Below are 13293 nucleotides of genomic sequence, written 5' to 3' on the forward strand. Positions count from 1 at the left end.
GTGGCCCAGCGTTTATAACTTGGTACGGGCGCCGCTGGGCGAGCGAACAATCTCTGGACAGATAGAGCGCTATTGAAAAAGTGCAGCGTGCCACAAGTTGACACATTTACAATTCCGTGAGATGGGCGACCTATGGCCAAACGTCTTACACGCAATTTTTCGCTCACGCCCGAGCTTGAAAGTTTCATCTCTGAATGCCTGTCGTCGGGCGACTATGGCAATGCCAGCGAAGTCGTCAGATCGGGCCTGCGCTTGCTTCGCGAGGGTGGCAAACCCGCGATCCCATTTGCATCAACTTGGCCGATCGGAGGGGGGGACTGCGGAAAGATCATCCGGGAAAAGAACTGGTCAGAGACGACGCTCGGCCCGATGAAGGATTGGTCCGTCGAGCTCCGCACGACGGTCGCCAACATCGTCAATTCGCCGGTCGCGAAAGTGCTGATGTGGGGACCGGGCCATGTGATGGTCTATAACGACACTTACGCGAAAATCGCAGGCGAAAAACATCCTGACGCTCTCGGCAGCAATGTCGCGGAAGTCTGGCCGGAAATCTGGGACTGGAACCGCGAAATGATTGAAGCCGGCCTTCGTGGTGAGCTTCGTTCCTATCACGATCAAAGCATGACGCTCATCCGAGATGGGCGGCCCGAGGAATTTATCTTCGATCTCTTCTACACGCCTGTTTATGAGGCCGACGGTAAAATCGGCGGCGTGATGTGCACGGTCGTCGATAACAGCGACCGCGTCGCGATGGAAAAGCGCGTGAAGGACAGCGAAGGCAAACTCCGCCGGGTGACCGATGCTGTGCCGATGCTGATATCATATGTCGACCGTCAGCACATTTATCGCTTCGCCAATCACGCCTACCAGACGTGGTTCGGGATGAAGCCTGATGACATGATGGGTCAACACATCGCCGCAGTGATCGGTCAGGGGCCATACGAAAACCGGCGGCCCGACATTGATCGCGCATTGGCTGGTCAAGTCGTGATAGGCGAGGCCGACATGCCAGTGAAGGGCGGTGCGCCGCGTCGTCTCGAAATTCGTTACGTACCGCACGTCGAAGCCGACGGATCAGTCCCGGGCGTCTACATCCTTGGCATCGATATCGAAGATCGTGCTGTGCGCGAAGCCGAGCTCGAAATGAGCAATAGCCGCTTTCGCACGGCCATGAACGCGGTGCACGGTGTTCTTTGGACCAATAGTGCCGATGGCAGGATGGTCGGAGAACAGCCGGGCTGGGCGGCACTCACCGGTCAGGCTTTCGATCAATATCAAGGGTTCGGTTGGGCGCAGGCCGTGCATCCGGATGACATGGAAGCTTCTGTCGCGACCTGGAACGCCGCGGTCGAAGCGAAATCTATGTATGTGCATGAGCACCGCGTCCGCCGACACGATGGCGCCTGGCGCCAGTTCGCTATCCGTGCCTTGCCGATCATCAGTTCAAAGGGCGATATCGTTGAATGGGTCGGAGTACACACCGATATCACCCACCAGCGAGCTGCCGAGGCCGCGTTGCGCGAGCAGGCGGAAGCGCTTTCACGCCAGGTTCGTCACCGGGAGCGGGCCGAAGAGCAGCTCAAGCAGCTGAATGAAAATCTTGAAGCGCGGGTGATCTCCGAAATCGCCGAGCGCCGCCAGGCCGAAGTGAAGCTGGCGCAGGCTCAGAAGATGGAAACGGTCGGGAAACTGACCGGCGGCGTTGCGCATGATTTCAACAACCTACTCCAAGTCGTCAGCGGCAATCTGCAACTCCTGTCGAAGGAGGTCGCCGGCAACCAACGCGCCGAGGCTAAAATCGCGAATGCCATGGCCGGCGTCTCGCGAGGTTCAAAACTCGCCAGCCAACTGCTTGCCTTCGGGCGACGCCAGGCACTTGAACCCAAAGTTGTGAATATTAGTCGTTTCGTCCGTGACATGGATGAAATGATCCGCCGCGCGATCGGCGAAGCCATTGAGGTGGAAACCGTTGTGGGAGGAGGGCTCTGGAATACCTTTATTGATCCCACCCAGATCGAAAATGCTCTTCTTAACCTCGCGATCAACGCACGCGATGCCATGGAAGGGCGGGGCAAGCTCACCATCGAGCTGTCGAACGCGCATCTCGACGATGCCTATGCACGCACACATGACGAGGTCACCCCCGGCCAGTACGTGATGATGGCGGTAACCGATACCGGGTCGGGCATGCCACCCGAGATTATCGAGAAGGTATTCGAGCCATTCTTTTCCACGAAGGCGGAAGGCAAGGGCTCCGGTCTTGGGCTGTCGATGGTTTACGGCTTTGTCAAACAGTCCGGTGGCCATGTGAAAATTTACTCGGAAGTCGGCCACGGCACGACGATCAAGCTCTATCTGCCGCGCGCAATGCAAGCGGAAGATGTCGAGGTTACCGTCGACAATGGGCCGATCGTTGGAGGCACGGAAACTGTCCTCGTCGTAGAGGATGACGCACAGGTCCGCGAAACCGTCATCGCAATGCTGAGCGACCTTGGATATCGCACGCTGAAGGCGGTCGATGCTTCGAGCGCGTTGACGGTGATCGACAGCGGCATTCCGATCGATATCCTGTTCACCGACGTCGTGATGCCGGGAACGCTCAAAAGCCCCGAACTTGCCCGCAAGGCGAAGGAGCGGCTGCCCAATATCGCGGTGCTGTTCACGTCGGGTTATACAGAGAACTCAATCGTCCACGGCGGCAGGCTGGATGCAGGCGTTGAGCTGTTGTCGAAGCCCTATACCCGCGAAGCCCTGGCGCGGAAATTCCGGCATGTTTTGGCCAATCAAGCTCAGCGTAAAAATCCAAAGTCAACGATCCTCCCACCGGAAGCACTGCCAAAGCTGGACACGACGGTGATGTCCGCTGAGAGCGCAGCGCCGGCGACCGCGGAAAAAGTCGGACGCTTGACGGTATTGCTGGTCGAGGACGATGCGCTCATCCGCATCAATACGGCTGAGATGCTGCAGGACGCCGGACTGATTGTCGTCGAGGCCGGAAGCGCCGAGGAGGCCAGAGCGGCTCTGCAGACAATGGCAGTCGATATCCTCATGACCGACCTCAATCTACCAAGCGCATCAGGATTAGAGCTGGCGGCCGAGGCCAGGGATCTGAACCCTTCAACGACGATCGTATTCGCCACCGGCGACCCGTCCGCGGTCCGCGGTGAGACAGGTGCCATCGTACTGGCGAAACCCTATGACGCTGCGAAACTCGCTAAGGCCTTAGCAAGTACCGGGGCATATCGGATTGCAGAAGGTGATCTGGCACGCAGCGGCGCCGGCGAAGAGGAAGAAGTCTAGGTGCGGCGAGCGCTCCCGAGCTTGAAAACAACCGTGCAGTGGGACTTGCTTGCGGCGCCGTGACGTTGGCCGCCCATGCTGGTACTAGTAGTAATGCGCGGATGATAGCCACGGGGCGATGAACTGGACTTCATAAAACTGCTGAAGTCGCTCGAAGAACTGCTTTACGAGCTGGTGTCCTGGCTGCTGTTTTATCCGATAACCATGTGGCGCTCGGTCTTGCGGCCACTCTACATGATGCGCTACGCCGATACCGAACTCGCCGACCGGCCGGAAGACCAATACGAAGATACCCTGAGCCCGCCACTGTTCCTGCTGATTACGCTTTTGCTTTCCCAGGGCCTGTCGGGGCAGCTTCCATCAGTCTTTGATCCCAACGAGGCTACCAGACAGCTCGGGTCCGGATCAAACCTTCTGATCGCAAGGGGTGTGATCTTTGGCGTCTACCCGCTTTCGATGGCGGTCACGCTGCTTCGATGGAAACAGGTCAGGATTACCCGAGATACGCTTCGGCCGCCGTTTTTCAGCCAGTGCTATGTTGCAGCACCCTTCGCGTTCATCCTTGTACTCGGCATTGATTTCTTCAGCATGCCACAAGAAAAGGGAATTCTGCCGGGCATCATCGCGGTCGCAGTTGCCTTGGGGTGGTACGCACAGGCGCAGATCCGCTGGTTCACGCGAGATCTGGAGATCAGCGCAATCAAAGCGACGATTACCTTCATCGGGGCGTTCATGATCGCTACGGTCGCCGCGCTGTCGGTCGCCGTGATGATCAATCTCGATGCGCAAAGTTTTGCTTCCGGGGCACGTTGATTTGTCGATATTGCCAAGCGTGCCGGAAAGATGGATGCCGGTCTTGTGGTCCGCGGCCGCGGAAGGGGTCTCAACGTCTTGTCGGGGTGCAGTCGGACAAGCTCGTCTTTTTGTTAGCATGGCTGGTTGTGTCAGAACGAATGCAACTCAAGGATTTAAGCCAAAGTATATCAAAACTAATCGTTGACGCGGTGCGATTATTCACCTATTCATGTTACATCGATCTTTTGCTTGCCGAGCTTTGTTCACCGCGCGATTGGCACCGCGCTTTAAGCGAACTTCCCTTTCAAAAACAGTCGGTTTTCGTCTGCGCAGCGCATGCTTCGCGGTTCCTCACTCTATGCTTTGAAAGGGTTCATCATGACCACTGGCACAGTAAAATGGTTCAATTCCACTAAGGGCTTCGGCTTTATCCAGCCTGACAACGGCGGCGCTGACGCCTTCGTTCACATCTCGGCTGTCGAACGCGCCGGTATGCGCGAACTTGTCGAAGGCCAGAAGATCGGCTTCGAACTTGAGCGCGACATGAAGTCGGGCAAAATGTCGGCCTGCAATCTGCAGTCCGCTTAAATCGATATCTGCTTCCCTTTGACCACGGATCTACTGGCACTGCCGGAAGCGTTTATCAGTTTGAGGCCAGGCAGTTCGCCTGGCCTTTTTCGTTTTGGCCTCATAGCCAACATCGAGGAAACTCAATGACAGAGACGTATAGCAAATCTCGCCAGCAGGCCGAGACCGCCTTCGGCGATCTCCAGACGCAGTTCTTCGCCAAGAACAATGCGGCGGAGGAGCTTCAATCCGTGGCGCAGGCACGTGGTGCAAAGACCTTGAGGCTGCGCGAAGCGCGGCTCGCCAGGGAGCAAGCCGACAGGATGTCTGCAACATCGACGCTGCTTACCAAACGATCAAAGGCCAGTTGATCATCCCAAATACCAACATCAGGATAAAAATTTGAGACACGCCCGAAACAACGAACTTACCGACCGACGCTCCGCTGCTGCGGAGGCAAAGGCATCTCTTCTCACGGCCTACCGAGCTTCAAAGACGGTGGCCGAGCCGTCACAAGCCGCCAGACAGGCCGAGCGCATGTCCCTGGCTGAAGCGCGCGAGGCGCGCCGTGCGGAACGGGAACGACTGAAGTATGAGGAACGCACCCGGGTCGAGACCCTTGCGGCTCAAGAAAAGGCGGCCATCGAGGCAGCAGCCGTGGCCGAGATTGAGGCGCGACAGTCGGCAGAAAATGCTCGGATCTCGCGCGTCGTTGAAGACGAGGCCGCTCGCAAGACCGAGCGAGACCGGCGTTATGCCGCCCGCAAAGCCCGGCAGGTCTAAGGTCCAAGCGCCCACCTGCTGGGAAATGGGCCGCGGAATAGAGCGGGGCGTGACAGAAAGTTGCGCTCGAACTTACTCATCCCTTAGGAGCCTCTCATGGCACCGGACACGAACGAGCTGCAGGCAATCAACACCGCCTGGCAGATAGCGATCCAGGAGATCCTGCGTATGGTCATAAGGGATATGTACCATGGTGCTGGAGAAGCAGCCTTCAGCGCGCATATCAAGCGGATTGAAGAAGCGGCCGTCGACAGCATCCAGACCGACTTGAGGCTTCGCGGGACCAGCGAGTGGACGGAGATGCTGGTCAAGGAACGGGCCAGCAACTTCGTGACGACGCTCTTGACGTCCTTTACCTATGACCGTGCCTGACAGCGGTAGAAGCTGATTGGAGCATCAGTCTGCGGTTCAGGCGCGCTCGTCTCGAACTTTCTTATGGTCTGCGAGGTTGATCTGTCAGACACCTGCCTAAATCACTCCAACGTCACAGTGAAAGCCGAGCAGTCGGGCATGGATGAACACAGCGCAGAACGCCTCGCAGCCATCGTCGAGTCTTCGTTCGACGCGATCATCAGTAAGGATCTGTCCGGCAAGATCGTAAGCTGGAATAAGGCCGCCGAACGCATGTTCGGCTATGCGGAAAACGAAGCGGTCGGACAGCCCATTTATCTGATTATACCCGACGACAAACGGGATGAAGAAATCAATATCTTACGTCGGCTGAAGCTGGGGGAACGGATCGAGACGTTCCAGACAACCCGACGCCATCGAGACGGGCGGATGGTCCCGATTTCGATCGCGATTTCTCCGATCAAGAGCCAGGCCGGCAAACTTGTCGGTGCATCGAGCATTGCCAGGGATATCTCGGAAACTCTCGAAAACGACCGCCGGCTTCGCCTCTTGATGCGGGAAATCAATCATCGCGTCAAAAATCAATACGCCGTGGTCCTCGCCGTGATTAGGCAAACCGCAACACGCGCTCGATCAATCGAAGAATTCGAGAAGCGGGTTCGCGAACGGGTCATGGCGCTCTCTCATTCTCACGATCTTCTGTCGCAGGTCGACTGGGCCGGTGTCAGCCTTGCCGATCTCGTCGCGCATCAACTCCAACCATTTGCGGTTCTCCAACCAGTCCAGGCCCTCGGCCCGAAGTTGATACTCGACGCCAATGCCGTCCTCAATCTCGGTATGGCCTTCCACGAACTGATCATGAATGCGATGCGCTTCGGCGTGACCGATATCGGCGGCATTTCCGTGACGTGGGGCCTGACGCAAGGCGACAACGGGGACACTTTCGAACTGCTCTGGTCCGAGCCCGCGGTTGCTTATGCTGAGATACTCGCACAGGAGGAAGGTTTTGGCGCTCTCGTTCTATCGCGGCTGGTGCCGTCCGCTTTGTCCGGTCAAGCGAAATGGAGTTTCACGGACGGGCGGATAGTCTGGAAGCTGACGGCACCACTTGCACGCATCCAGATCGGGCTTGGCTCTGCCGTTCCGGCATGACGAAATCGGACCGAGGGCCTTCTTCGCAAGATTGTACGATGGCTCGTTGACCAAGAGCCTAGGAGAGATCCGCGCGTCTCATCGCTTCACCCTGCGGATAGTGGGTAGCAGGGCCCACTTAGGCCATTGATAACACTCAGGCCGCCCGCTAGTTGTGAATTCGGCCATTCTTGAATTTGGTATAGAGAGGTTCGAACATGAGCCAAGCAACGCCGCAGCCCGAATGGAGTGCCGACGAACTGAGGCGAGCTATCAAGTCGGCGGGTGTCGCGCTTTGGACCTGGATCATCGATCACGACACTTTTGTGATGGATGCTAAAGCCTACGAGCTCTGGGATGTTTCCGTCGAAACGGACCTCACCTTCGAACATCTCTCCGCGAAAGTTCATCCCGCCGATCGGGACAGGGTGAGGGCCGCTTTCGTCGCGACCCGCGCCATCGACGGTCCTTTCGAGATCGACTTCCGTATTCTGACCACGGCTTCCGATGTGCGATGGATTTCCGCGCGCGGGCAGGGCAACGAAGGCGACGCCGCGACGAAAAAGATGACCGGCATTTTCCTTGACGTGACGGGCCGCAAGCAGGCGGAGGAAGGTCACGAGCTGCTCGCCGGCGAAATGAGTCACCGCGTCAAGAACTTGCTGGCCTTGGCCGCCGGTCTGACGAACATGACCTCACGCGCTACCGAGACGAAGGAGGAAATGGCAAAGCAGCTGACGCAGCGCCTGACCGCGCTCGGCCGCGCCCACGAACTGGTTCGGCCGCTTCCGGATGGGCAGGGCAGTGCGGCCCTCCTGGGCGACCTGTTTACGGTGCTTCTGGCGCCGTACGACGATGTCGGCGCCTTCGCCGGCCGCATTCGCGTTGCTGTTCCGCGCATGGGCCTGGGGGAGAAGTCTGCCACGAGCCTCGCTCTTGTCATCCATGAGCTTGCGACGAACTCGCTCAAGTACGGCGCCCTTTCAAATGATGCGGGCCTGCTGGACATTTCCGGCACCGTCGTAGACGACGATATCGAGATCGTCTGGAACGAACACGGCGGTGAGCGGGTTGAAAAGGCATCGTCAGAAGGATACGGCAGCAAACTCGTCCAACGAACGATTACTGGGCAACTCGGTGGTTCGATCGACTACGATTGGATCGATGGTGGTGTAGTGGTAACCTTCAGAATGAAAGAAAGTCGGCTTGCGGCCTAAGCTGCGGGTTTACGTCGCCGGCAAGTTCGCTCGCAGCATCGCCTTCCCGGTAGTCTATCGCTCGATGACCGCCGACGGGATATCGAGGGTGACTACCAGGCCATCACGCATGAACCATCGCTCAATCGTACCCATAAGCTGGGATTCGACGGTTCTGGCAACCATTCGGGTTCCAAAGCCTTTTCTGTTCGGAGTTTCGAGCACGGGCGGCCCGCCAACCTCTCGCCATACGATCTTGAACATGTCACCTTCGCATCTGCATTGAAGATCGATGTGACCATCGACGGTCGAGAGAGCACCGCATTTTTGCGGAATTCGTGGCTAGCTCATGAATGATAAGTGCGAGCGCCGCAGCTGTTTTCTCGCCCACAGACACCGAAGGGCAGGAGAAAACGACTTGGCGTTCGTCCCGTTTGAACGGCGCGAGCAGGGCGTCGATCAGTCCTGCGAGACCGCTTGCAGACTCATCGCTTGCCGGTCCTACGTTGACGATAAAATCGTTTGCCTTGCTGAGCGCTTGTATTCGGCCCGTCACGCTGCGCACGAAACCATCGAGATCGGTTTCGGTTCGCGATGAGACGAGAAGCAGACTGGAGATCACCGAGAAGATATTCTTGATTCGATGGGCGAGTTCGCCCTGGATGAGCGAACGCTGCTCATCGAACCGCGCCAGTTGCTCAACCCGTTCCCGCAACGCGATCTGCTCTTCAACGAGCTTGCCGAAATCCGCCAGGATTTCCTGCTCGCGTGATGTCCACTTTCGCGGCTGACCGTCGATCGCGCATAGCGATCCCAGAACATAGCCATCGTTCGTCAGCAGGGGAATGCCGAGATAAGCCCGAACGTTTAATTCCGGGATAGCAAGGTTGTCGCAAACGAGGGGATCAAGCACGGCGTCATCAATGACCAGTGGAGCGGCTCTGGCAACGACGTGCTGGCAGAACGAATGGGTGAGCGGCGTTTCGCGCTCGGTCTTCCACGGCTCCGGTAGACCGTAAGTGCTTTTGAAAAACTGGCGCTTGGTGTCGACTAGCGACACGAGCGCTACCGGCACAGACAGGGTCGTTGCCACCAATCGCGTCAAACGATCGAAGCGCTCTTCCGGACCGCTGTCCATAAGTTCGGTCTGGTATAGGGCCTTCAATCGATCGCCGGCAGCAGCGGACTGATCGGAAGCGTCTTTGGGGAAGGTTGGCGAAACTTCCGGCGGGTAGGTCAAATAGTGTCCTTGGACATTGCTAGAGATCGATATCAGCCGCTATGGCGGAATTTTGCTCACGATCAGTAGTTCCGAGTTATATATTAGATCCGACGAAAGCAAGTAAATCCGGCCGCTGTCCGCTCTGGGCATTGCGCCTGTCATCGAAGGAGCTCGTGCCGTCGGAGCGATGGGACAGCTGCTGAACTCAACCTGAACGGCAATGTTCAGGATCGGGAAGGGGAGACAGCTGTACTAGATCAATTGGTGACTGTAGCGGGCTTTTCATCGCGCGAGGCGGCGGCTTGGAACCTTCATATTTTTCGACCGTTTCCGGCGGCTGATATCTAGCAGCGCATTATGCGACGGAGAGGCCTGAATGCAAACGTCCTCATCAAAGGGCCTGACTGACCGCTCACTCGTGGCGTTAGCGTTCCTCAATTTCTTTCTCGCTGACGCGCGTGATGGTCTCGGACCGTTTCTCGATGGCTTTCTGGCGACACATGGATGGTCGCCCATGACACTGGGTATCGTTGCGACGCTGGGCGGGGTATTGGGCATGGTCGCGACACCTCTGTTTGGGGCGTGGGTCGACGCGTCCCACAGAAAGCGGACGCTCATCATCATCCCAGTCGTGCTGGTCAACGCGGCCGCACTGTGGACCCTGGCCAGCCCTGGCAATGCGTCTGTATTTGGCGGCCAATCGGCGACAGCCATCGTTGGCGCTATTGTTGGGCCGGCATTGATGGGCCTCACCCTCGGTCTTGTCGGTGAGAAGCGCTTCTCGCATCAGGTGTCCAGGAATGAGTTCTGGAACCATCTCGGAAACGTCGCTTCGCTTGCCGGTATATATGCGGCCACCGTTGTGTTCGGCCTGAACGGCATTATCGGGCTTATGGTTTTGACCGCAATCGCGGCTGTGATTGCGACACTTGCCATCGACCCGAAGAAGATCGACCACGACGTGGCACGCGGTCTCGCCAATGACGACTGTGCTCCGGGTCCATCGGGTTTCTCCGTTCTGGTTGGTAGCAAAGGGCTTATCCTGCTCGCGGTCGCCCTGATGATCTTCCATTTCGGCATCGCGCCGATCAGCCGCCTTATCGCTCAGGATTTCTCAATTCAGCTGGGCACGCCTTTTCGCACGACGGCTATAACGACAGGCGTTTCGCAGCTCGCCATGATCGGTGTCGCACTTGCGGCGCCGTACCTCATTCGACGGTTTGGGCTCGCAAGCATTTTTCTCATCGGGCTCATGGCCTTGCCGATCCGCGGTGCGATTGCCGGCTCCTTCACGCAGTTTGCAGCGATTTTCCCGGTTCAGATCCTCGATGGCATTGGTGCGGGCCTGATCGGCATCGCAACCCCGGTCGCGGTTGAACGGATCATGGCAGGTACCGGTCGCTTCAATGTGGGCTCGCGGCCGTGATGACGGTACAAGGGATCGGGGCGTCATTCAGCAACGTTGTTGCCGGCTGGCTCACGGACTTCGGCGGCTACGGCCTGGCGTACTGGGTCCATGGCGGCATCGCGGCCCTCGCACTCGCCGTATTTGTGATCGGCCGAAACGCAATTGCGCCTTCACGAAACAAGGATATGGATGTCCCGGCTGATCGCTGATGCACCGGTTGGCGACCGATTGCAACGGGGTTTGGAAGCTCAATGACTGCACTGACGATGACCTGGGGTATCGCCGCGCTAACTGCACTCGGTGTTATCACCAGGCCTTTCGCCTGGCCGGAGGCAATATGGGCGGTCGCCGGCGCAATGATTCTGGTTGGCCTTGGGCTGATCGGCCTGACTGATGCCTGGACCGGGATCGCAAAAGGGATCGATGTCTACCTGTTTCTGATCGGCATGATGTTGTTGTCTGAGCTTGCGCGTCAGGAGGGATTGTTCGATTGGCTAGCCTCGGTGACCACGGCGTGGGCGAAGGGCTCACCCAAACGATTATTCATCCTGATCTATTTGGTCGGCATCGTCGTGACCGCGTTCCTCTCGAATGACGCGACGGCTGTGGTCTTGACGCCAGCCGTTTACGCGGCCTGCAAGGCAGCGAAGGTACGCGAGCCAGTGCCCTATTTGCTCATTTGCGCTTTTATCGCCAATGCCGCGAGCTTTGTTCTGCCAATTTCTAACCCGGCAAATCTGGTAATATTTGGAGGCAGGGACATGCCACCCCTGTCGCGATGGCTGGCGACCTTCGGCCTGCCTTCGCTGGCCGCCATCATCGTCACGTTTCTGTTTTTGTATTGGACTCAGCGCTCTACACTGGCGGCCGACCGCGTCGCTTCCGAAGTTGAAACCGCGACCCTTTCGGCAAGCGCGAAGTTGACCGGTGCAGCCTTGTGCCTGACCGCTGTCGTGCTGCTCGGCGCGTCGGCTTTGCACTTCGATCTCAGCTTGCCGACATTTGTCGCTGGTTGTGTAGCGACAACCGCGGTGCTTCTCTTGACGCGCAAGAGTCCTTACCGAACTTTGAAAGGCGTGTCGTGGAGTGTGCTGCCGCTCGTCGCTGGATTGTTTGTCGTGGTCGAGGCGCTATTCCGGACAGGTTTAATCAACATGCTTGCGGGGTACCTTTCCGCTGGTGAAGCCTCGTCCCCGACATCGACGGCCGTCAGCGCTGGGGCGGTGATCGCTCTGGTCTCCAATCTCGTAAACAATTTGCCCGCCGGTCTTGTCGTGGGAAGTGCTGTCCAATTGGGGCATGTGTCCGACAAGTCAGCTGGGGCGGTGTTGATCGGCGTTGACCTCGGTCCCAATCTGTCTATCACGGGGTCGCTTGCGACAATCCTTTGGTTGACCGCGCTCCGCCGCGAAGGGCTGTCGATCGGAGCCTGGGCTTTCCTCAAGATTGGCTTTGTGGTGATGGTACCAGCGCTCGTTGCATCTCTTGCGATTCTGGCAATCCAATAGCGCTCGGCGTTCTGGCGTTGCGCATCTTTCATAACGGGCATTTTGACAACGCGCTCGCCAATCGGCGCGGGAAATCAGCGGTCTACGCGACCACATTTTTGAGGCGAGGCTCCAGCAGACCGAACTGACAGGAGCCGAGAAGCAAGTGTGTACGGTAAAGAATGGGATCACTCGCCAGCACGTTCAATCGGACCATTAACGCCGAACAACGTTGCCCTGCACTCTGACAGGTGATGAAAAGCTTTCCCGACGGCTCTGGGCTTCACTCAGGGGAGGGTTCAGCTGCTTCGGACCCGGGCGTCGACTGCCCTTGCTTGTCATCTACACTATCCCTGTTACCGTCTTTTCCGTCGGCTTTGGATCGCTCGATATTCCGCTCCGCGCTTTTTTTGAGCGCCTCCCGGTCTTGGTCGGCGGTCTCAGGATTGCTCCGAGCAGCATCGCTGCCGAGATCTTTGTTTTTCGTCATTTCGAGTACCTTTTCGAATTATCGATCGCTGATCGAAGGCAGGTGAACCATGATGTCCCGCTGCTCTCTTTCACTCAGAGGGGCAACGTGGGTCTGCCAATACGCGTCCGCCTCCGACGGGTCATCCTCCCAGCTTCTGGTGCTGACAATGTTGTCGTCCACCTTTGCCTGTCGCCGACCGCCCAGGCGCAGATATTCCGTCGCGATCTTCAGGGACCGCGTCTCCATGTCATCAGGTTTCAGCTGTTCGTCTATTTCATCGCGAGATTGGCCGAGAACCTGGAGGAGTGCAGCGTGCTCCGGTTTGCCGGCTCGCTCGTTAAGGAAAGCGGCAAGTGCCGTGCGGGTCTCGTGGCCGCCGGACGGTTCGTTGGCCTTATGGATGACAGTCATCTCTCCGTCGATTGCCTCCAGAGACCAGCGGTCACCATTGCTGCTTACAGAAAATTCCTTTGCGTCACTCATGTATGCCGATTCCGATGAAGCCGCCCCTTTGTTCCGAGATGATTGCGCCCCGTGATTCCGGGATGATCTCGCCCCCTTCTGAGGAGGTTTGCAGGCAA

The 13293-nt window shown here is 57.8% G+C and carries 13 protein-coding genes and 1 pseudogene; 10 read left to right on the plus strand and 4 right to left on the minus strand.

The annotated features are described in order from the left end of the window. Positions 1 to 132 precede the first annotated feature (132 nt). The 8 genes from FHW37_RS32795 (at position 133) to FHW37_RS32830 (ending at position 8144) form a co-directional block, all read left to right on the plus strand. Positions 133 to 3300 (plus strand): type II toxin-antitoxin system ParD family antitoxin, encoded by a 3168-nt coding sequence (locus FHW37_RS32795; protein ID WP_145643760.1) that lies wholly within the window; start codon positions 133 to 135, stop codon positions 3298 to 3300. A 234-nt stretch (positions 3301 to 3534) separates the two neighbouring features. Further along, positions 3535 to 4113 carry a permease gene (locus FHW37_RS32800; RefSeq protein WP_246691055.1) on the plus strand — a complete coding sequence of 193 codons (579 nt, stop codon included), beginning with the start codon at positions 3535 to 3537 and terminating at the stop codon, positions 4111 to 4113. A 360-nt stretch (positions 4114 to 4473) separates the two neighbouring features. Then, positions 4474 to 4683, plus strand: coding sequence for a cold-shock protein (locus tag FHW37_RS32805; protein ID WP_018902430.1), 210 nt, complete (start codon positions 4474 to 4476; stop codon positions 4681 to 4683). A gap of 125 nt (positions 4684 to 4808) precedes the next feature. After that, positions 4809 to 5033, plus strand: coding sequence for a hypothetical protein (locus tag FHW37_RS32810; RefSeq protein WP_145643762.1), 225 nt, complete (start codon positions 4809 to 4811; stop codon positions 5031 to 5033). 31 nt (positions 5034 to 5064) lie between these two features. Beyond that, positions 5065 to 5445 carry a DUF6481 family protein gene (locus FHW37_RS32815; protein ID WP_145643763.1) on the plus strand — a complete coding sequence of 127 codons (381 nt, stop codon included), beginning with the start codon at positions 5065 to 5067 and terminating at the stop codon, positions 5443 to 5445. Between the two features lie 96 nt (positions 5446 to 5541). Then, the gene (locus FHW37_RS32820; protein ID WP_145643764.1) at positions 5542 to 5817 is read left to right on the plus strand and encodes a hypothetical protein; all 276 of its coding nucleotides are present in this window, start codon (positions 5542 to 5544) and stop codon (positions 5815 to 5817) included. A gap of 63 nt (positions 5818 to 5880) precedes the next feature. After that, positions 5881 to 6948 (plus strand): sensor histidine kinase, encoded by a 1068-nt coding sequence (locus tag FHW37_RS32825; protein ID WP_246691056.1) that lies wholly within the window; start codon positions 5881 to 5883, stop codon positions 6946 to 6948. Between the two features lie 197 nt (positions 6949 to 7145). Further along, positions 7146 to 8144, plus strand: a complete 999-nt coding sequence (locus tag FHW37_RS32830; protein ID WP_145643765.1) for a sensor histidine kinase — start codon at positions 7146 to 7148, stop codon at positions 8142 to 8144. Between the two features lie 54 nt (positions 8145 to 8198). Here FHW37_RS32830 and FHW37_RS33885 read toward each other — a convergent pair whose 3' ends face one another. Both FHW37_RS33885 and FHW37_RS32835 read right to left on the minus strand, forming a co-directional pair. Next, on the minus strand, positions 8199 to 8387 hold the full coding sequence (locus FHW37_RS33885) for a hypothetical protein (protein ID WP_186458526.1): 189 nt from the start codon (positions 8385 to 8387) through the stop codon (positions 8199 to 8201). 1 nt (position 8388) lies between these two features. Next, positions 8389 to 9363 carry a GAF domain-containing protein gene (locus tag FHW37_RS32835; RefSeq protein WP_145643766.1) on the minus strand — a complete coding sequence of 325 codons (975 nt, stop codon included), beginning with the start codon at positions 9361 to 9363 and terminating at the stop codon, positions 8389 to 8391. A 358-nt stretch (positions 9364 to 9721) separates the two neighbouring features. Between FHW37_RS32835 and FHW37_RS32840 the strand changes: the two are divergent. Together FHW37_RS32840 and FHW37_RS32845 are read left to right on the plus strand one after the other, a co-directional pair. Further along, positions 9722 to 10962: pseudogene (locus tag FHW37_RS32840) on the plus strand (MFS transporter). 42 nt (positions 10963 to 11004) lie between these two features. Then, on the plus strand, positions 11005 to 12261 hold the full coding sequence (locus FHW37_RS32845) for an arsenic transporter (RefSeq protein WP_145643767.1): 1257 nt from the start codon (positions 11005 to 11007) through the stop codon (positions 12259 to 12261). A 262-nt stretch (positions 12262 to 12523) separates the two neighbouring features. Here FHW37_RS32845 and FHW37_RS32850 read toward each other — a convergent pair whose 3' ends face one another. Together FHW37_RS32850 and FHW37_RS34395 are read right to left on the minus strand one after the other, a co-directional pair. Further along, entirely contained in the window at positions 12524 to 12730 is a 207-nt protein-coding gene (locus FHW37_RS32850; protein ID WP_145643768.1) for a hypothetical protein, read from the minus strand. Positions 12731 to 12748: 18 nt separating this feature from the next. Then, positions 12749 to 13195, minus strand: coding sequence for a hypothetical protein (locus FHW37_RS34395; RefSeq protein ID WP_246691057.1), 447 nt, complete (start codon positions 13193 to 13195; stop codon positions 12749 to 12751). Between the last annotated feature and the right edge of the window lie 98 nt (positions 13196 to 13293).

Origin of the sequence: Neorhizobium alkalisoli (genome assembly GCF_007829835.1) — a bacterium.
In the GTDB taxonomy this organism is placed as follows: domain Bacteria; phylum Pseudomonadota; class Alphaproteobacteria; order Rhizobiales; family Rhizobiaceae; genus Neorhizobium.

What these genes read in the sequence shown, in the direction of transcription:
- FHW37_RS32825 (WP_246691056.1), top strand. Translation starts at nt 5,881, where the DNA reads ATGGTCTGCGAGGTTGATCTGTCAGACACCTGCCTAAATCACTCCAAC.
- FHW37_RS32820 (WP_145643764.1), top strand. Translation starts at nt 5,542, where the DNA reads ATGGCACCGGACACGAACGAGCTGCAGGCAATCAACACCGCCTGGCAG.
- FHW37_RS32805 (WP_018902430.1), top strand. Translation starts at nt 4,474, where the DNA reads ATGACCACTGGCACAGTAAAATGGTTCAATTCCACTAAGGGCTTCGGC.
- FHW37_RS32845 (WP_145643767.1), top strand. Translation starts at nt 11,005, where the DNA reads ATGACTGCACTGACGATGACCTGGGGTATCGCCGCGCTAACTGCACTC.
- FHW37_RS32800 (WP_246691055.1), top strand. Translation starts at nt 3,535, where the DNA reads ATGATGCGCTACGCCGATACCGAACTCGCCGACCGGCCGGAAGACCAA.
- FHW37_RS32830 (WP_145643765.1), top strand. Translation starts at nt 7,146, where the DNA reads ATGAGCCAAGCAACGCCGCAGCCCGAATGGAGTGCCGACGAACTGAGG.
- FHW37_RS33885 (WP_186458526.1), bottom strand. Translation starts at nt 8,387, where the DNA reads ATGTTCAAGATCGTATGGCGAGAGGTTGGCGGGCCGCCCGTGCTCGAA.
- FHW37_RS32810 (WP_145643762.1), top strand. Translation starts at nt 4,809, where the DNA reads ATGACAGAGACGTATAGCAAATCTCGCCAGCAGGCCGAGACCGCCTTC.
- FHW37_RS32850 (WP_145643768.1), bottom strand. Translation starts at nt 12,730, where the DNA reads ATGACGAAAAACAAAGATCTCGGCAGCGATGCTGCTCGGAGCAATCCT.
- FHW37_RS34395 (WP_246691057.1), bottom strand. Translation starts at nt 13,195, where the DNA reads ATGAGTGACGCAAAGGAATTTTCTGTAAGCAGCAATGGTGACCGCTGG.
- FHW37_RS32795 (WP_145643760.1), top strand. Translation starts at nt 133, where the DNA reads ATGGCCAAACGTCTTACACGCAATTTTTCGCTCACGCCCGAGCTTGAA.